The 17,887-nt window shown below is 68.2% G+C and carries 15 protein-coding genes; 8 read left to right on the top strand and 7 right to left on the bottom strand.

Annotated features, from left to right (window positions below):
• Nucleotides 1-45 precede the first annotated feature (45 nt).
• From F4553_RS25095 to F4553_RS25115, 5 genes are all read right to left on the bottom strand, one after another.
• A complete protein-coding gene (locus F4553_RS25095) occupies nucleotides 46-1,041 on the bottom strand; it encodes a succinate dehydrogenase/fumarate reductase iron-sulfur subunit (protein ID WP_184839872.1) in 996 nt (331 codons plus the stop codon).
• Nucleotides 1,028-2,911 (bottom strand): fumarate reductase/succinate dehydrogenase flavoprotein subunit, encoded by a 1,884-nt coding sequence (locus F4553_RS25100; protein WP_376776249.1) that lies wholly within the window; start codon nucleotides 2,909-2,911, stop codon nucleotides 1,028-1,030. Before F4553_RS25100 ends, F4553_RS25095 begins: the two co-directional genes overlap by 14 nt.
• A 5-nt stretch (nucleotides 2,912-2,916) precedes the next feature.
• Nucleotides 2,917-3,723: a succinate dehydrogenase subunit SdhC gene (gene sdhC / locus F4553_RS25105; RefSeq protein ID WP_184839874.1), complete on the bottom strand. Its 807-nt coding sequence runs from the start codon at nucleotides 3,721-3,723 to the stop codon at nucleotides 2,917-2,919.
• Between the two features lie 155 nt (nucleotides 3,724-3,878).
• The gene (locus tag F4553_RS25110; RefSeq protein ID WP_184839876.1) at nucleotides 3,879-5,216 is read right to left on the bottom strand and encodes a TldD/PmbA family protein; all 1,338 of its coding nucleotides are present in this window, start codon (nucleotides 5,214-5,216) and stop codon (nucleotides 3,879-3,881) included.
• A gap of 53 nt (nucleotides 5,217-5,269) precedes the next feature.
• Nucleotides 5,270-6,706, bottom strand: a complete 1,437-nt coding sequence (locus F4553_RS25115) for a TldD/PmbA family protein (RefSeq protein ID WP_184839878.1) — start codon at nucleotides 6,704-6,706, stop codon at nucleotides 5,270-5,272.
• 307 nt (nucleotides 6,707-7,013) lie between these two features.
• Here F4553_RS25115 and F4553_RS25120 point away from each other — a divergent pair, with 307 nt between their 5' ends.
• From F4553_RS25120 to F4553_RS25140, 5 genes are all read left to right on the top strand, one after another.
• The gene (locus F4553_RS25120) at nucleotides 7,014-8,081 is read left to right on the top strand and encodes an ABC transporter permease (protein WP_184839879.1); all 1,068 of its coding nucleotides are present in this window, start codon (nucleotides 7,014-7,016) and stop codon (nucleotides 8,079-8,081) included.
• A gap of 148 nt (nucleotides 8,082-8,229) precedes the next feature.
• Nucleotides 8,230-9,945, top strand: coding sequence for an ABC transporter substrate-binding protein (locus F4553_RS25125; RefSeq protein WP_221470007.1), 1,716 nt, complete (start codon nucleotides 8,230-8,232; stop codon nucleotides 9,943-9,945).
• Nucleotides 9,946-10,084: 139 nt separating this feature from the next.
• A complete protein-coding gene (locus F4553_RS25130; protein ID WP_184839883.1) occupies nucleotides 10,085-11,080 on the top strand; it encodes an ABC transporter permease in 996 nt (331 codons plus the stop codon).
• Between the two features lie 4 nt (nucleotides 11,081-11,084).
• On the top strand, nucleotides 11,085-12,146 hold the full coding sequence (locus F4553_RS25135; RefSeq protein ID WP_184839885.1) for an ABC transporter ATP-binding protein: 1,062 nt from the start codon (nucleotides 11,085-11,087) through the stop codon (nucleotides 12,144-12,146).
• Entirely contained in the window at nucleotides 12,143-13,171 is a 1,029-nt protein-coding gene (locus tag F4553_RS25140; protein ID WP_312875348.1) for an ABC transporter ATP-binding protein, read from the top strand. The genes F4553_RS25135 and F4553_RS25140 overlap by 4 nt, the downstream gene beginning before the upstream one ends.
• 106 nt (nucleotides 13,172-13,277) lie before the next feature.
• Here the strand turns inward: F4553_RS25140 and F4553_RS25145 are convergent, their stop codons facing one another.
• A complete protein-coding gene (locus F4553_RS25145; protein ID WP_312875349.1) occupies nucleotides 13,278-15,038 on the bottom strand; it encodes a prolyl oligopeptidase family serine peptidase in 1,761 nt (586 codons plus the stop codon).
• Nucleotides 15,039-15,130: 92 nt separating this feature from the next.
• On the opposite strand from F4553_RS25145, the gene mshB reads away from it, so the two are divergent.
• From mshB to F4553_RS25160, 3 genes are all read left to right on the top strand, one after another.
• Entirely contained in the window at nucleotides 15,131-15,985 is an 855-nt protein-coding gene (gene mshB / locus F4553_RS25150; protein ID WP_184839890.1) for an N-acetyl-1-D-myo-inositol-2-amino-2-deoxy-alpha-D-glucopyranoside deacetylase, read from the top strand.
• Complete coding sequence (locus F4553_RS25155; protein WP_184839892.1) at nucleotides 15,978-16,394, top strand: hypothetical protein; 417 nt, start codon at nucleotides 15,978-15,980, stop codon at nucleotides 16,392-16,394. Before mshB ends, F4553_RS25155 begins: the two co-directional genes overlap by 8 nt.
• Before the next feature lie 69 nt (nucleotides 16,395-16,463).
• Complete coding sequence (locus F4553_RS25160) at nucleotides 16,464-16,907, top strand: hypothetical protein (RefSeq protein WP_184839894.1); 444 nt, start codon at nucleotides 16,464-16,466, stop codon at nucleotides 16,905-16,907.
• Here the strand turns inward: F4553_RS25160 and F4553_RS25165 are convergent.
• The gene (locus F4553_RS25165) at nucleotides 16,880-17,794 is read right to left on the bottom strand and encodes a GNAT family N-acetyltransferase (RefSeq protein ID WP_312875350.1); all 915 of its coding nucleotides are present in this window, start codon (nucleotides 17,792-17,794) and stop codon (nucleotides 16,880-16,882) included. The genes F4553_RS25160 and F4553_RS25165 overlap by 28 nt on opposite strands.
• Between the last annotated feature and the right edge of the window lie 93 nt (nucleotides 17,795-17,887).

The following is a 17,887-nucleotide window of genomic DNA, read 5'->3' on the forward strand; positions in this document are numbered from 1 at the left end:
GCGGGGCCGCCCCGAAAGGGCGACCCCGCGTGTAGAGCGATGTGGCTACTTGCCGGGGTGGTAGTAGTTCAGGCCCTTCGGGTCGACCGGGAAGGTCACGTCGTCGCCGAAGGGCGACGAGGCGCCGGTCCGGTCCGAGAGGACCTCGTTGAGGGGAAGCTTGCCCTCGTCGTCGACGGACGCGGACTGCGCCACGGGGATGCCCCGGTGCCAGTTGACCGGAGCGGCTCCGTCGACGGATCCGGTCTCGCCAGTGTGAAGTGTGCTGCTCACCGCTGTTCCCTCCTCAAGCTGATCGCGCCGGAAGATCTTGCGACCTAGCCAGACGAGGGGATCGTACCGGCGGTCGACGACGCGCTCCTTCATCGGGATGATCGCGTTGTCAGTGATCTTGATGTGCTCGGGGCACACCTCGGTGCAGCACTTGGTGATGTTGCACATGCCCAGGCCCATCGCGGACTGGGCGTACTCCTTGCGGTCGGTCTTCGCGTCGAGCGGGTGCATGTCCAGCTCGGCGGCGCGGATGAAGAACCGCGGACCGGAGAACGCCGGCTTGTTCTCCTCGTGGTCGCGGACCACGTGGCAGGTGTTCTGGCAGAGGAAGCACTCGATGCACTTGCGGAACTCCTGAGAGCGCTCCACGTCGATCTGCTGCATCCGGTAGTCCCCCGGTGCCACACCGGCCGGCGGGGCGAAGGCGGGCGTCTCACGGGCCTTGGTGTAGTTGAACGAGACATCGGTGACGAGGTCCCGGATCACCGGGAAGGCGCGCAGCGGGGTGACGGTGACCGTCTCCGCCTCCTCGAAGGTCGACATCCGGGTCATGCAGCCCAGGCGGGGCATGCCGTTGATCTCCATCGAGCAGGAGCCGCACTTGCCGGCCTTGCAGTTCCAGCGGCAGGCGAGGTCGGGCTCCTGGGTGGCCTGGAGCCGGTGGATGACGTCGAGGACCACCTCGCCCTCGTTGACGTCGACCTGGTAGTCCTTGAGCTCACCGCCCGCGGCGTCGCCACGCCAGACTTTGAAGTTACGCAGCCCCATGGGTCAACTCCTCATCCGTCATGTACTTGCCCAGCTCGCTGCGCTCGAAGAGGTCGAGCAGCTCGGGCCGCATGGTCGGCACGGGCTGGTGGGTCAGCTCCACGTCACCGGCCTCGGTGAGGGAGCAGACCAGGTTGACCTTGCGCCAGACCGGGTCCATCTTCGGGAAGTCCTCGCGGGTGTGACCGCCGCGCGACTCGGACCGCTCCAGGGCGGCCTTGGCGGTGCACTCCGAGACGACCAGCATGTTGCGCAGGTCGAGGGCGAGGTGCCAGCCCGGGTTGTACTGCCGGCCGCCGGGGGCGCCGACCTTCTGGATCCGCTCGCGCAGCTCGGCCAGCTTGGCGATGGACTCCTCCAGCTCACCCTTGCGGCGGATGATGCCGACGAGGTCGCCCATCACCTCCTGCAGGTCGTGGTGGAGCGCGTAGGGGTTCTCGCCGCCGTCGCGCTGCAGCGGCGCGAGCGCCGCCTCCACCGCCGCGTCGAGCTCCGCCGGCTTCACCGCCGGACGAGCAGACAACCCAGCCGTGTACGCCGCCGCGTGCTCCCCGGCCCGCTTGCCGAAGACGAGCAGGTCGGACAGGGAGTTGCCACCGAGCCGGTTGGACCCGTGCATGCCGCCGGAGACCTCGCCGGCCGCGAAGAGTCCGGGCACCGCGGCCGCCGCCGTGTCGGGGTCGACCTCGACGCCGCCCATCACGTAGTGGCAGGTCGGCCCGACCTCCATCGGCTGCTTGGTGATGTCGACGTCGGCCAGCTCCTTGAACTGGTGGTACATCGACGGCAGCGCCTTGAGGATCTCCGCCGGGGTACGCCGCGACGCGATGTCGAGGTAGACGCCGCCCGCCTTGGTCCCGCGGCCCGCCTTGACCTCGGAGTTGATGGCGCGGGCCACCTCGTCGCGGGGGAGCAGCTCCGGGGGGCGCCGGTTGTTGTCGGGGTCGGTGTACCAGCGGTCCGCCTCCTCGGGGGTCTCCGCGTACTGCTTGCGGAAGACATCCGGGACGTAGTCGAACATGAACCGCTTGCCGTCGGAGTTCTTCAGGATGCCGCCGTCACCGCGGACCGACTCGGTGACCAGGATGCCCTTGACGGACGGCGGCCACACCATGCCGGTCGGGTGGAACTGCAGGAACTCCATGTTGATCAGCGTCGCGCCGGACCGCAGCGCGAGCGCGTGACCGTCACCCGTGTACTCCCAGGAGTTCGAGGTGACCTTGTAGCTCTTGCCGACACCACCGGTCGCCAGGATGATCGCGGGCGCCTCGAAGAGGACGAACTCGCCGGTCTCGCGGTAATACCCGAAGGCGCCGGAGATCTTGCCGTTGTCCTGGAAGAGCTCCGTGATCGTCGTCTCGGCGAAGACCCGGATGCGGGCGTCGTAGTCGCCGTACTGCTTCTTGTCCTCCTGCTGGAGGGAGACGATCTTCTGCTGCAGCGTGCGGATCAGCTCGAGCCCGGTGCGGTCGCCGACGTGGGCGAGGCGCGGGTACTCGTGGCCGCCGAAGTTGCGCTGGGAGATCTTGCCTTCCTTGGTGCGGTCGAAGAGCGCGCCGTAGGTCTCCAGCTCCCAGATGCGGTCCGGTGCCTCCTTGGCGTGCAGCTCGGCCATGCGGAAGTTGTTGAGGAACTTCCCGCCGCGCATCGTGTCCCGGAAGTGGACCATCCAGTTGTCATTACTGTTGACGTTGCCCATCGCGGCCGCCGCGCCGCCCTCGGCCATGACCGTGTGGGCCTTGCCGAACAGCGACTTGGAGATGATCGCGGTCTTCATCCCGGCCATCCGGGCTTCGATCGCCGCGCGCAGGCCGGCGCCGCCGGCACCGATCACCACGACGTCATAGTGGTGCTTCTCAATGTTTGCCACTGTTGCTACCCCACGAACCTAAGGTCAGAGATCCAGCCGATGCTGAGGGCCATCACGTAGAAGTCGGTGATGGCCAGGGTCGCCAGCGTGATCCAGGCCAGGCCCATGTGCCGGGTGTTGAGCTTGGAGACGAACGTCCAGAAGCGGTAGCGCACCGGGTGCTTCGAGAAGTGCTTCAGCCGACCACCGGCGATGTGCCGGCAGGAGTGGCAGCTCAGCGTGTACGCCCACAGCATGATCACGTTGATCCAGAGGATCAGGTTGCCGAGGCCGAGACCGAACCCGTCACCGGAGTGCATGGCGACGACCGCGTCCCAGGTGTTGATCAGGGAGATGATCGCGGCGGCGAAGAAGGCGTAGCGGTGCGCGTTCTGGAAGATCAGCGGGAACCGCGTCTCACCCGAGTAGGTCTTGTGTCCATCCGGGACGGCACAGGCCGGCGGGGACATCCAGAAGCTGCGGTAATAGGCCTTCCGGTAGTAGTAACAGGTCAACCGGAAGAGCAGCAGGAACGGTAGCGTCAGCGCCGCGTAGGGGATGAGCGGGTGGTCCGGGATGAACCTGCCGAACTCGGCGGCCTCCTCGACACATCCTTTGGAAACACAGGGCGAGTAGAACGGTGTCAGGTAGTGATACTTGGCAACCCAGTAATCACTCTGCATGAACACTCGTACGGTCGCGTAGGTCACCCAGGCGGTCAACCCGATCACCGTCAGCAGTGGCGCGAGCCACCAGCGGTCGGTGCGCAACGTCTTGGCCGAAATAGCGGCGCGCGGGCGCGTCCCGCCCGGCCTCGTTGCCGTCGTCGTCATAAAAGCTCCCAGCACTCACAGAGCACAACGACCGCTACGTTACGCCGCACCAAGGTCATGAGTGAGCTGGGGCACGTCCCCAGTGACGTTTCGCAGCAAAGCGTGCCTATTTCGCTTCGCGACGGCACGCTTTGCTGCAGGTCGTCACTGGAGGATCAGCCGCTCGCGGTGCCGGTGAAGTTCCATTCGGCCAGGTGGAGTGCCGGGCTGCTCCAGGAGCTCAGCGGAGTGCGGGTCGGCTGGGATACCGCATTCCTGGAGACGCCGAGCACGTTGCCCTGGGCCAGGGCCTGCGGGTACGACTGGGTGAAGCGGAAATTGCGGACCGGTCCGACGATCTCCCCGCCCTCGATCAGCCAGACGCCGTTGCGGGTCAGCCCGGTCAGGGTGATCTGGCGCGGATCGAGAGCCCTCGTGTACCAGAAGTCGCTGACGAGCAGACCACGTCCGATGCGGCTGATCATCGAGGCGATCTCGTCGTCGCCCGGGGCGATCCCGAGGTTGACCGGCTGCGGGCCCCAGCTCGAACCACCGGCCACGGCGTGCCCGGTCGACTCGGCGCCCGCGACGGCTGCGGTCCGCCGGTCGTGCACCACGGCCGACGTCACGCCCTTCGACACCAGGGTCAGCGCGCGCCGAGGCGTGCCCTCGCCGTCGAACGCCACTCCGATCCGGCCGGGGCCGACCGGGTCGTCGAAGATCGTGATCGTCGGGTCGAACTGTGCCTCGCCGAGCTTGGCGTAGCAGCGGCCCTCGTTGTGGGCCTTGCCGTTGAAGCCGTAGAACGACAGGTTGGTGAGCAGATCGGCGACGGCCTCGGGGCGCAGCACCACCTCGTACCGGCCGGCCGGCAGCTCGACCGGGTCGACACCGCGACGTGCGTCCCCGGCCGCCTGCTCGCCCAGCCTGGCACCGTCTAGATCGGACAGCCTGGTCGACGCGAGCCGCGCCACGCCGTCCGACCCGGTCAGGCGGGCGATCCCGTCGAAGTCGGCGAGCGTCGAGCGCCCCTCGAGCTGCTGGCCCGCCGTGTTGACGTGGGCGCCGGCCCACACCACGGTCCGGCAGTAGCCGGCGCTCTCCAGCGGGCCGGTCGCCTCGACGAAGGCGCGTACCACCTCGGCCCGCTCGTCGGGTGACGCGGCGGCGGTCGCCTCGTCGGCGGTGCCGGACCCGGTGAGCGTGCTCCGGCCGGGCAGTCCCGGCCAGCCGGGGTCGGCCGGGGCGAGCCGGGCCGCGCCGACCGTGCGGTCGACGAGGTCGCGCAGGCCGTCGGTGCCGGTCATCGTCGTCGACCCGGTGGCGGTCCGCCCGTCGGTGTGAATCGCGATCGTGACGCTGGTGCCCTCGTCCGCGACGTTCTGGTGGATGAAGGAGGTCGCGAAGCGGGTCAGCCACTGTGATTGCCGCTCGACGTTCATCGAGGCGTCGGCGCCCGGCGCGGCGGCGGTAATGAGGTCAAGGACCCGGCCCGCGATGTCGAGGTTGCTCATCCTGTCTCCCTGCTGCGTGACCCTGTGGGGCTCGCCGGCGCTCACTGCTCGGTTCACGCGGTAACCCCTACCCGGACGTTCTGGAAGCGGGCCGGTGCCGATGGATGCCCGGTATGCCCCGCTTGGATGGGTTGGCCCTTGCCGCAGTTGGGGGTGCCCCAGGCGACGGTCTCGCTGGAGAGCATGTCCATGCTGCGCCAGAAGGTCGGCCCGATCCCGGTGTAGGTCGGGTTGCGCAGCATCCGGCCGAGCTTGCCCCGCTTGACCTCATAGGCGATCTCGCAGCCGAACTGGAAGTTGAGCCGCTTGTCGTCGATCGACCAGGACCGGTTGTGCTCCATGAAGATGCCGTCGTCGGTGGCCGCGATGATCTCCTCCAACGTGTGCGGGCCCGGCTCCAGCCCCACGTTGGTCATCCGGACCATGGGCAGGCGGGACCAGCCGTCGGCCCGGACGCTGCCCGCGTACTGCAGGCCGGCGACACTCGCCGAATCCCGACCGGCGAGGACGCCCACCCACGTCCCGTTACGCACGGCGTCGCGCGCCTGCGCGGGCGTCCCCTCGTCGTCGAAGCCGAAGCTGCCGAGGGCGCCGGGGATGGTCGGGTCGATCGTGATGTTCATCAGCTCGGAGCCGTACTGCAGCTTCCCGAGCTGGGAGAGGTCGAGCCAGGAGGTCCCCGCGAAGGCGGCCTCCCAGCCGAGGATGCGGTCCAGCTCGATAGCGTGGCCGACCGACTCGTGGATCTGCAGGCACATCTGCTCGCCGCCGAGGATGAGGGTCGTCTCGGTGGCGGGGCAGAGCGGCGCGGTCAGCAGCTCCCGGGCCTCCTGCGCGAGCCGGGGCGCCTGCGCGGCGAGGTCGAGCGATTCGACCAGTTCCCAGCCCTGCGTGCCGTACTGCCCCCGGTCGCTGGGGTAGGACCGGCGCTGCGTCTGCCCCTCGCCGACGGCGGTGACGGTGACGCCCGCCCCGCACTCGCGGATGTGCTGGTCGATGCGGTGGCCCTCGCTGGAGACGAACCACTTGCGGGTGTCCCACACCTGGTAGAGCGCCTGGGCGATGTCGGCGCCGTGCTCCCGGGCGATCGTCGTGGCCGAGGTGAGCAGCTCGGCCTTGGCCTGCAGCGAAACGCCGAGCGGGTCGATGAGGCAGGGGGAGGACCAGCTGGCCGTTATGGGGGGAGACGTCACCATCTCGCTCTGCCGGCCCGGCACCCGGGCGCTGGCGGCGGCGATCTTGGCGGCGGCGATGCCGGCCTGCCGGGCGCCGGCGTCGGTCAGCTCGGGGCAGGCGTAGAAGCCCCAGCCACTGCCGACGAGGGCTCGTACGCCGATCCCCGCGTCCTCGTTCTGACCAAGATCTTCGATCTCCCCGTTGCGCGCGTTCATCGACTCGTATCGGCGGTGCATCACCCTCGCGTCCGCATAGCGGGCGCCGGCGTCCACTGCGGCTTGCACCGCGATGCTGGCCATATCGAAGTAGGACATGATCCGGAATCTACCGGCCGGACCCGCCTTATCGGGCGTTCAGGCACGCCTCACATGAAGATCGTTCCGCAGTTTTTTTCGTTTGGTACCCCTGTTACAGGAGATCATGTGCCAGTACCGATGTCCGGTTATGTGCTTTCCGAAAAACTTCGCTGTGACCTCAGCGTGTCAGGTCGTGTTCTCTTCGTTATCGAACTGATGTTGAGTGACCTTCACGTCGGTATCTGAGAGAACTAGCCTCCACTCAGACGCCTGGGGTACATATCCCCGGGTGCTCTGCAACCTACTTATGAGGGGATGGGGGCGCATGGGCGAGCCGACGACGAGCAGCGACAACAACGCTGACACTCCGGCCGGCACCAGCGCCGTGGGCGTGCTCAACGTCGCGGCAGAGGAAGAAGAGGTCAAGGCACCGAAGGCGATCGTCGGTCGATCGCCGGGACAGCTTGCCTGGGCTCGACTCCGCCGCGACCGCACGGCACGGTTCACGATCTGGGTGCTGGGCTTCTTCGTCTTCATCGCGGTCTTCTCGCCGGTGATCGAGATGCTCTACGGCGTGGGACCGACGAAGAACGACCCGGACCTGCTGGCCGTCTCGGGCATCCCGCTGGGCTACTACGGCGGCATCGACTGGGTGGGTAACAACCCGTCCGGCCAGATCCACATCCTCGGCGTCATGCCGGGCACCGGCTGGGACATCTTCATGCAGTTCGTCTACGGCGCGCGGACCTCGCTGGTCATCGCCTCGCTGGCGACGGTCATCTCGGTCGCGATCGGCGTCGTCATCGGCGTCGTCGCCGGCTACCTGGGCGGCTGGGTCGACCAGGTCCTGAGCTGGTTCATCGACTACATGCTGTGCTTCCCGTTCGTGCTGATGGCGATCGCCGTCATCCCGATCGTCAACACCCGCATCGGCGATCCCGGAACCGGTTACGTCACCCCGTTCGAACGCATGATGACGATCATCGTCGTCTTCTCGATCTTCGGCTGGCTCTACACCGCCCGGCTCGTCCGCGGCCAGGTCATCTCGCTGCGTGAGCGCGAGTACGTCGAGGCCGCCAAGGCTGCCGGCGCCAGCGGATCGCACATCATGTTCAAGCAGATCCTGCCGAACCTCTGGGCGCCGATCCTGGTGACCTTCTCGCTCTCGCTGCCGGCGACGGTCACCGCCGAGGCGGCGCTGTCGTTCCTCGGCATCGGCGTGGAGCAGCCGACCCCGGACTGGGGCCGCATGATCAACCACAGCATCACGTTCATGCAGGTGGACTGGGCGTACCTGCTCATCCCCGGCTTCTCGATCTGGGCCCTGGTCCTCTCGTTCAACCTCTTCGGCGACGCCCTGCGCGACGCCCTGGATCCGAAGTCGAGCCGCTGAGCCGTTGCTCGCGTCCGACCTGTCGGAACCTCACAGTTGTCCCGGTGCTCGTGGTGAGAACCATCGGCGCGCCGGACTATAAAAGGGAAGGAGAACCCTAGTGCGTAACACCGTTAAGGCGCTTGCTTTCGGCGCTATCGCTGTTGGCTTGACGCTCACCGCGGCATGTTCCAAGGTCGGCGATGGCAAAGACGAGGGCGCCGGCAAGGGCCCCGACGCTCAGGCCTTCGTCGTCGACTACGACGGCAAGGCTGTCACCCCGGCGAAGCCGGTGGAGGGCGCCAAGACCGGCGGCGTCATCACCATCCTGGAGGATGGCGCGCCGGAGCACCTCGACCCGCAGCAGATCTACGTGTCGAACGCCCTGTCCTACGGCCAGCTCGTCCACCGGTCGCTGACCGGCTACATCGAGACCGGCAAGGCGGGCGAGCCCCTGCAGCTCGTCGGTGACCTCGCGACCAACGCGGGTGTCAAGTCGGCCGACGCCAAGGTGTGGACCTACACCCTGCGCGATGGTCTGAAGTTCGAGGACGGCAGCCCGATCACGTCGAAGGACGTTGCCTACGGCATCGCCCGTTCGTTCGGTCCGCAGGGCACCCAGGGTCCGCAGTTCCTTCAGTCCGCCCTGGACGAGAAGCGTGGCAAGGACGGTGCCTACCCCGGCCCCGGCGGTGCTGCTGGCGACCTGCCGCCCGGTGTGACCACGCCGGACGACAAGACGATCATCTTCACGTTCACCACGCCGCACGTCGAGATCCCCTACCTCCTCGCGTTCCCGACCTCCACCCCGGTGCAGAAGTCGAAGGACACCAAGGAGAAGTACGACAACGAGTGGCAGTCGAGCGGTCCGTACAAGCGGGCTGAGCTCGTCCCCGGCGTGAAGCTGACGCTGGAGAAGAACCCGAACTGGGACCCGGCCTCGGACCCGATCCGTCACCAGTACGTTGACAAGTTCGTCTTCGACTTCACGACGGACGCCAAGGCGCAGACGGACCGCATCTCGGCCGCTGCCGGTGGCGACGCCGCCGCCGTCATGGTCGACAACGTGCCGCCGGACCAGATCCCGGTCGTCAAGGGCAACGCCGACCTCATGAAGCGGGTTGCGGTTGGCCCGAACCAGTACGTGTACTACATGAACATCAACACCTCGCGGGTGACCGATCTGGCCGTTCGCCAGGCGCTCAACTACGCGTTCGACCGTGACGCCTACCTCAAGGCCATCGGTGGCTACGACATCGCGTCGCCGGCCTCGACGATCATGTCGCCGGTTGTTCCCGGCTACAAGAACTTCGACGCCTACCCCAGCCTCCCGGACAACCACGGTGACGTTGAGAAGGCGAAGAAGCTGCTCGAGGGCAAGACGGTCGGCAAGCTGACCTTCTGCACCTCGAACACGCCGACCAACCAGACGGTCTCCGCGGTCATCATCGAGTCCTTCAAGCGGGTCGGCCTCGACGTCACGGCGAAGTTCATCGAGCGTTCGGCGTACTACACCGAGATCGGTCGCAAGGGCATCGAGTGCGACCTCATGTCTTCGGCGTGGGGCCAGGACTACCCGGATGGCGAGTCCACCCTGGGTGTTCTCATGGACGGCTCGAAGATCGTGGCCGAGGGCAACAACAACTACTCCTACTTCGCTGCCGATGACATCATCGCCAAGCTGAAGGAGCTCCGTGAGCTCACCGACCGTGGCGCTGCGGCGGCACAGTACGGCGACCTCGACAAGCTCATCATGGAGAAGTACGCGCCGCTGATCCCGCTGCGCTACGGCCGTAACTTCACCATCTACGGCCCGCAGGTTGGGAACACCTTCCTCAACCAGTTCAGCCAGTTCGACGTGCTCGGCGCCTACGTCAAGTCCTAGGTGATGTAGCGCTGCGGGTCTCCGAGCGATCGGAGATCCGCAGCGTGCACTGAGTAACTGTGGCGGGCGGTCTACCCGGCCGCCCGCCACAGCCAGTCAGACCCCGCAGCTGGCGTCCACTCCGGAAGGCAACATCCCCATGCTTCGCTTCTTTATCAAACGGGTGCTCCTCGCGATAGTCACCCTCTTCGCGATCTCCGTGACGGTTTTCGCCCTCTTCTTCCTGGGCCCGGCCGACCCGGTGTCGACGATGTGCGGCCAGAAGCAGTGCGCGCCGGTCGCTCGCCAGCAGATCACCGAATCGCTGGAGCTCAACAAGCCAGTGGTCGTGCAGTACGCGAGCTACATGAAGGGCATCTTCGCCGGACGTGTGATCGGCTCGGGTCAGAGCAGGATCCAGTGCGACGCACCCTGTCTGGGCATCAACTTCCGCACCTATGAGCCGGTCTCGGCCATCATCGGCCGAACGCTGCCGGTGACGTTCAGCATCGTCCTCGGTGCGGCCCTCTTCTACGTCCTGTTCGGCACGGCCTTAGGCATGATCTCCGCGATCAAACGCGGCACCATCTTCGACCGGCTCGCCTCCGGTTTCGCCCTGTCGTTCTCAGCGACCCAGATCTTCTTCGTCGGCTCAGTGATCGTGCTGGTCCTGGTGCTGCAGACCGGAATCCTGAAGTATCCGAGCTATACCAGCCCGTTCGACGATCCGATAGCGTGGGTCAGCGGCATGCTGGCACCGTGGATCGCGCTGGGGCTGATCAACTCCGCCCTCTACGCCCGCTATTCGCGTGCTCAGATGATCGAGACTCTGAGCGAGGACTATGTCCGGACGGCGCGGGCCAAGGGTCTGTCGATGAAGGCGGTCTACTTCCGGCACGCGCTCCGCGCGGCGATCACGCCGGTCGTCACCATCGCCGGTCTCGACATCGGCGGCCAGCTCGGTGGTGTCGCGATCACGGAGACCACCTTCAGCCTCCCGGGCATGGGCAAGACCGCGATCAAGGCGGTCGGCGAGCAGAACCTGCCGATCGTGATGGCCGTCGTGCTCTTCGGTGCAGTGTTCGTCGTCGTGTCCAACATCGTGGTCGACCTGCTTTACGCGGTCATCGACCCGCGGGTCAAGCTCGGGCACTGAGGAGATGACAATGACGAGCAACACTGGAACCCCCTACATCGAGGTGACAGACCTCAGGGTCAAGTTCGCCACCGAGGACGGCGCGGTGCGCGCCGTGGATGGCGTGACCTTCTCCGTGGAGCGGGGCAAGACCCTGGGCATCGTGGGCGAGTCCGGCTCCGGCAAGAGCGTGACCAGCTTGGCGATCATGGGTCTGCTCAACCGCAAGACCACGACGATGACCGGCGAGGTCAAGGTCGAGGGCCGCAACATCCTCAACCTCGACGAGCCCGAGCTGCGCAAGCTGCGGGGCCGCGACATCTCCATGATCTTCCAGGACGCGCTGACCGCGCTGCACCCGTTCTATACGATCGGCCGGCAGATCGTGGAGGCCTATCGGGTGCACCACGACGTCTCGAAGGCGGAGGCGCGCAAGCGTGCCATCGAGATGCTGGACCGGGTGGGCATCCCGCAGCCGGACAAGCGCTTCAAGCAGTACCCGCACGAGTTCTCCGGCGGTATGCGGCAGCGCGCGATGATCGCGATGTCCCTCGTCAACGACCCGAACCTGCTCATCGCGGACGAGCCGACCACGGCGCTCGACGTGACGGTGCAGGCGCAGATCCTCGACCTGCTCGAGGACCTGCAGCGGGAGTTCAACTCGGCGGTCATCATCATCACCCACGACCTCGGCGTCGTCAGCCAGGTCGCCGACGAGGTGCTGGTGATGTACGGCGGCCGGGTGGCCGAGTACGGCACGGTCGAGCAGGTCATGCGCTCCGCACAGCACCCCTACACGTGGGGCCTGCTCGCCAGCATGCCCTCGCTGCACGGTGACCCGGACGAGGACCTCCGCCCGATCAAGGGCAACCCGCCGAGCCTGCTCAACGTCCCGTCGGGCTGTGTGTTCCACCCGCGTTGCGCGTACGCGATGCTCAACGGCGGTCCGTGCGACATCGAGGTGCCGCAGCGCCTGCCGCTGCGTCTCACCAACGAGCCGAATCACACGGTCGCCTGCCACCTGCCCGAGCGTGAGCGGCAGCAGACGTACAGGGACGAAATCGCATCGGTGGGAGTGGCACAGTGAGTGAGTTGGTCGCGGCGCAGCGCGTCGGTGAGACGCGGTCCACGGCGGAGCCCCTGCTCCGGGTGGAGAACCTCACCAAGCACTTCCCCGTCCGGGGTGGTTTCCTCGGCAACAAGCAGTACGTCCGCGCGGTCGACGGCATCGACTTCGAGGTGCGGGCGGGCGAGTCGCTGGGCCTGGTCGGTGAGTCGGGGTGTGGCAAGTCGACCACCGGCCGGATGCTCGTGCGTCTGCTGGAGCCGACGGCCGGCCGGATCACCTTCGAGGGCCAGGACATCACGCACGCCAAGCGGGGTCAGCTCCGCCGGCTGCGCCAGGACCTGCAGATCATCTTCCAGGACCCCTACTCGTCGTTGAACCCTCGGCACACGGTCGGCAAGATCGTGGCGATGCCGCTGGTCGTCAACAACATCAACCCGCCCGGCGGGGTGAAGAAGCGGGTTCAGGAGCTGCTGGAGCTGGTCGGTCTCAACCCCGAGCACTACAACCGCTTCCCGCACGAGTTCTCCGGCGGCCAGCGCCAGCGCATCGGCATCGCCCGGTCGCTCGCCCTGAAGCCGAAGATGATCATCGCGGACGAGCCGGTCTCCGCGCTCGACGTGTCGATCCAGGCCCAGGTCATCAACCTGCTGCGCGACCTGCAGCGGGAGATGGACCTCGCCTTCGTCTTCATCGCGCACGACCTGGCGGTCGTCCGGCACTTCTCGCACCGGATCGCGGTCATGTACCTCGGCAAGGTCGTCGAGATCGGCGATCGGGAGCAGATCTACACGCGGCCGGCGCACCCGTACACCCGGGCACTGCTCTCGGCCGTGCCGGACGCGACCAAGATCGGCGAGTCGTCGGGCCGGATCCGGCTGCAGGGCGACGTTCCGACGCCGATCAACCCGCCGAGCGGCTGCCGGTTCCGGACCCGCTGCTGGAAGGCGCAGTCGATCTGTGCCGAGCAGGAGCCGCCGCTGACCGTGAAGGCCGGCGGTTCGATCGCGGCTTGCCACTTCCCGGAAGAGCAAGCACCGATCTGAGATTTCACCGAGCGACGCGAGGGAGCCCCGCAAGGCGCGCCTGGGCATGGCACCACACCATAGAAGTCGGGGACGCCCTCACCGAGGGCGTCCCCGACGTCGTTCGTCAGCGCAGCACGGTCCGCAGCGCGGCAAGCTGCTCGTCGAGGCCGGCGCCCGGCGGCACCCGGACCACGGTCGGCGGCAGCACGGCGATCCGGTGCCGGTCGTAGATCTCGGGCTGGTCGGTCGGGTCGCCCAGGTAGCGCTCACCGATCACCGCCGGCAGCTCCGCCCAGTCCAGCTCGGGCTCGATGACGACGCCGCTGCCGAAGGTCTCCGGCCGGTCGCGGACCGCCGCCGCGGCGAGCCACCCGCCGAACCCACGCCCCCGCACGGCCACCCGGCTCAGGTCCAGGTCGGGGTGCTTACCGAGGAGCGCGTGCAGCGCGTCGGCGAGATCGGTCGGGAGCAGATCGATCAACCGGCGGTGGATCACCTTCTCGAAGCTCGGCGCGACGCCGACCGTGCCGCGCGGGTCGATCGCGACCACGATGAAGCCGGCCTGGCACCACCACTGCCGGTCGGCCCAGGCAGCGCGGGTGGCGAGCACCCCCTGCCCGCTGGGCTCCGTGGCGAGATCGACGAGTACGGGCAGCCGCCGCCCGATCAGGTGGTCGGTCGGGTAGAGCACGCCCGTCGGCAGCCGCCGATCCACGACGCGGTCGAAGACCGGTTGCGGACCGGCCACGATCGGCGCGATGGGGGAGAGCTCGCCGATCGCCGTCCCGCGCCGGACGACCGTCCACTGCGTGCCGTCGCGGTCCAGGGCGGCGGTGCCGATGACGACGGTGTCTCCACCGCAGTGCGCCTCGTGCCAGCCCGGGCTCGTGGTGAGCCGCTGGGCGCCCACCCCGGCCCGGCCGACCGCACTGCGTACGCGATAGATGTGCTGCTCAGCCGGGTCGGTACTGGCGGCGATGAGCAGGTCGCCGAGCTCGCCGTCGATGGCGCCGGGTGCCAGCCGGCCGATGACCCGGCGGACGTAGAGCCCGGGCGGCGTGAGCAGGGTGCCGTCGGCGAAGAGGCAGCGGGAGTCGTAGCCGTCGTGGGCGAGTTCGCCGCCGACGAGCACGCGGCCGTCGGCGAGGTGTCTCGGCGTACCGGCGATGGGGCTGACCCAGCGCGGGTCGGAGAGCTCGGCGTGGACCTGGGTCTCCCCGGTGCGGGGGTCGACGGCGAGGACGAGCCCGTGGTTCTGCCCCCGGCGCAGCACGGTGACGAGCGGCGCGCCGTCGGCCCAGCGGAGGTCCACGAGGTAGGGGTAGGTCTCCCGGTCCCAGTGCACGTCGACCCAGCCGCCGTCGAGCTCCAGGAAGTGCAGCGAGACGGTCGCCTCGGCACCGCTCGCCGGGTCCGCGGGCACGACCCGGGTCGCCACGACGGCGGAGGAGTCGGGAGCCCACCACCAGCCGCGTTCGCGGCCGAAGCCCACGGCGGAGGGCTCGGGAACGGCCCAGGCGATGCCGGTCTCCTCCTCGCCCGCGAGCAGGGTGCTCTTCTCCCCGTCGTAGACGTGCAGCGTGCCGCCGACCCGGTAGGCGACGAGGGTGCCCGTCGGGTCGGGTCGCGCCTCGGCGACCGGCCCGTGCAGGGGCAACTCCTCGACCACGCCCGAGAGCAGGTCTATCCGGTAGGCGAGCCCGTCGTCGACGTGGCACGCGACCCTCGCGAGGGGATCGCAGGCGTAGTCGTGCACGCCCATCGCGAGGAGCCTGCTGGCGCCGGTGGTGGCGTCGAAGACGCTGAGTCGCTCGCCGTGGAGGTAGACGACGCGCTCGCCGTCGCTGCTCACGGTGACCCTGCGAGTGGAGTATCCGGTGCTCACCCTTCGGATGCTATGCATCGGATCGTGCGGTTCGTGGTGCTTTCGCGAGATGACGTGCGGTCGGGTACGACCTCGCGGAGTAAGGTGGCCGCGTGGAGAAGCGCAGCATCCTCTTCGTTCATGCCCATCCCGACGACGAAGCCATCGGCACGGGCGCGACCATGGCGCGCTACGCGGCCGAGGGAGCCCACGTCACCCTGGTCACGTGCACGCTCGGCGAGGAGGGCGAGATCCACCTGCCCGCCCTGGCCCAGCTGGAGGCCGCGCAGGCCGACCAGCTCGGCGGCTACCGCCTGGTGGAGCTCGAGCGGGCCTGTGCCGCGCTCGGCGTGACGGATCACCGCTTCCTCGGCGGGGCGGGCCGCTACCGTGACTCCGGCATGATGGGCACCCCGGCCAACGAGCACGCGCGGGCCTTCTGGGGTGCCGACGTCGACGAGGCGGCGGCTCACCTCGTGGCGATCATGCGCGAGGTGAAACCGCAGGTCATGGTCACCTATGACGCCAACGGCTTCTACGGCCACCCCGATCACATCCAGGCTCACCGGGTCGCGATGCGCGCCGCGGAGCTCGCGGGCGAGGACGCGCCGAAGAAGATCTACTGGGGGGCGACGCCGCTCAGCGTCCTCAAGGCGGGCATCGACGCGCTCGGCGAATCGACCGACAACCCGTTCGCCGGGATCACCAACGCCGACGACTTCCCCTTCGGCACGCCCGACCACGAGATCGCCGCGAGCATCGACGGCAACGACCATCACGAGGCGAAGGTCGCGGCGCTGCACGCGCACGCGTCCCAGATCCCGACCACGTCGTGGCTCTTCTCGATCGCGGGCAACTTCGGCACCGAGTTCATGGGCGTCGAATTCTTCACCCTCGCTGCGGGCACCCGGGGGCCGGGCACCGGTCTCTACGGCTGGGAGCAGGATCTCTTTGCCGGACTTGACTGAGCCCACCACCACGACCCGCTCGTTCGAGCCCGCCGCGGAGCTGCTGCTCCGGATCGGCGGGCTCGCCGTGTCGGTGCTGCTCGCCGCCGGGTCGGCGCTGCTGGAGGCGCTCTACACCACCGCGCGGGTCGGCGACTCCCGGGCGCCCTGGTCGCTGCTCGCCGCGATCGCCGGCAACGCCTTCCTCGTGTGGTTCGCCCGGTTCACCGTCGGCCGCCGCTGGGCACCGATCGTCCCGGCCGGGACGTGGACGGTGGTGATGCTTCTCGCGAGCTACCGCACCAGCGAGGGCGACATGCTGATGGCCGAGGCGAACCCGATGGCGCTGGGCACGATGATGGCAGGTTTCGCGGCCTTTGTCGTAGCCTGGTGGTTCCTGGAGCTGCGACGGGGAACCCCGAGGCGCTAGAGGGTCTGGCGCTTCTCGGCTTCGTGCGGTAGAAGGATCACCGGGACGTTTTGCTCGGGAGGATGAGACATGGCTCAGCGTTGGAAGTGGATCGGCATCATCGCCGGAGTCCTCTTCGCCATCAATATCGTCGGGCGGATCGTCTCGAAGGCCTCCTTCGAGGGCGATACGAGCAAGGAGACGGCGGTCGGATTCGTCGCCTTCGGCGCGGTCGCGCTCGTCCTCGCCGTCGTCGCCTTCATCTGGGGCCGGGACCGGTCGGTCGGAGTGGTCGTGGCGGACATCGCCGCTGCCGCCGCCATCGGCGGGCTGCTCAGCATCATCGTCGGGCCGTTCGTCACCGGCGGCAAGCCCTTCGCCAGCGGTGCCGGAGCCTTCTTCGAGCAGGTCTGGTGGTACGCGGGTTTCGTCGCCGCCGGTGTCTTCCTCGGGCTCGCGGTGCTGATCGCCATCGGCCAGGACCTGCGGTCCAAGCAGCTCAAGTCCTACGCCGCGAGGGCCAAGCGCGTATAGCGGTGGTGGGTGGCGAACCCGAGCCGTGCGTAGAGGGCGATCGCCGTCTCGTTGCTCGACTCCACCTGTAGGAACGCTCGCTCGGCACCCTGCTGCGCGCCCCAGCGGGCGAGGCGGCCGATCACCGACTGGGCGAGGCCACGCCGTCGGGCCGACGGGACGGTCTCGATCCCGTAGAGCCCCAGCCAGCCGTCGGTCACCGTGCCCCTGCCCCGGGCCAGGAGGCGGCCTTCTTCGGCGTACCTGGCGAAGGTGAGCCTGTCCACCGCGGTCAGGACGTGCAGAGCGGCCGGGGGCAGTGGACCGCGCGAGCCCGCGATGAGGGCGAGTTCGTCGTCGCTCGGGCCGTCGTGCAGCGTGCACGCCGCACCGTCGGGTGTCGCGGCGATGAGCGCGTCCAGCGCGGTCGACTGGACCAGGACCGTGCAGTCCGGCAGCCACCCGGCCTTCAGCGCGGCATCCGCGACGGGCTGCGCCAGCGGCTGCGGCACGTCGATCAGGGGAGTGCGGCCCAGACCGCGGTAGAACTCCGCGACCGCGTCGAGCGCCGCCGGGAGCGGCAGGCCGGGGTCGCCGACCGGCAGCGCGGAGTTGGCGCGCCCGGTGAAGCCCTCTGCGGAGCGCAGCCACCAGTCGCCGAGCCGCTCGCTGACGGGTGCGGGCCAGGCCCGCGCGGCCGCGAGCTCCAGGGCCGCGATCTCCGCGGCACGCCTGGTCGTCCGCGCCGGCACGGTCTTCGCCCGGTGGACTTCGTCGATGGGTACGCGCACCTCGCCGCCCTCGGAACGAAGAGTCAGAAATATCTCGTTGATCTCGATCAGGTCGCCGAGAATATCCGTAAATAGCGGACGTTCGGCGGTGCCGCCCGTCACCTTGCGGCGCACCACGACGCGCTTTCCTACATCGTGCGGAGTGAGCCCCGGACCGAGCACGATCAACCGCCTCCCCGTATCTAGATGCGCCTGGGCGTGGATACTAGG

The organism is Allocatelliglobosispora scoriae, from assembly GCF_014204945.1.
GTDB lineage: Bacteria > Actinomycetota > Actinomycetes > Mycobacteriales > Micromonosporaceae > Allocatelliglobosispora > Allocatelliglobosispora scoriae.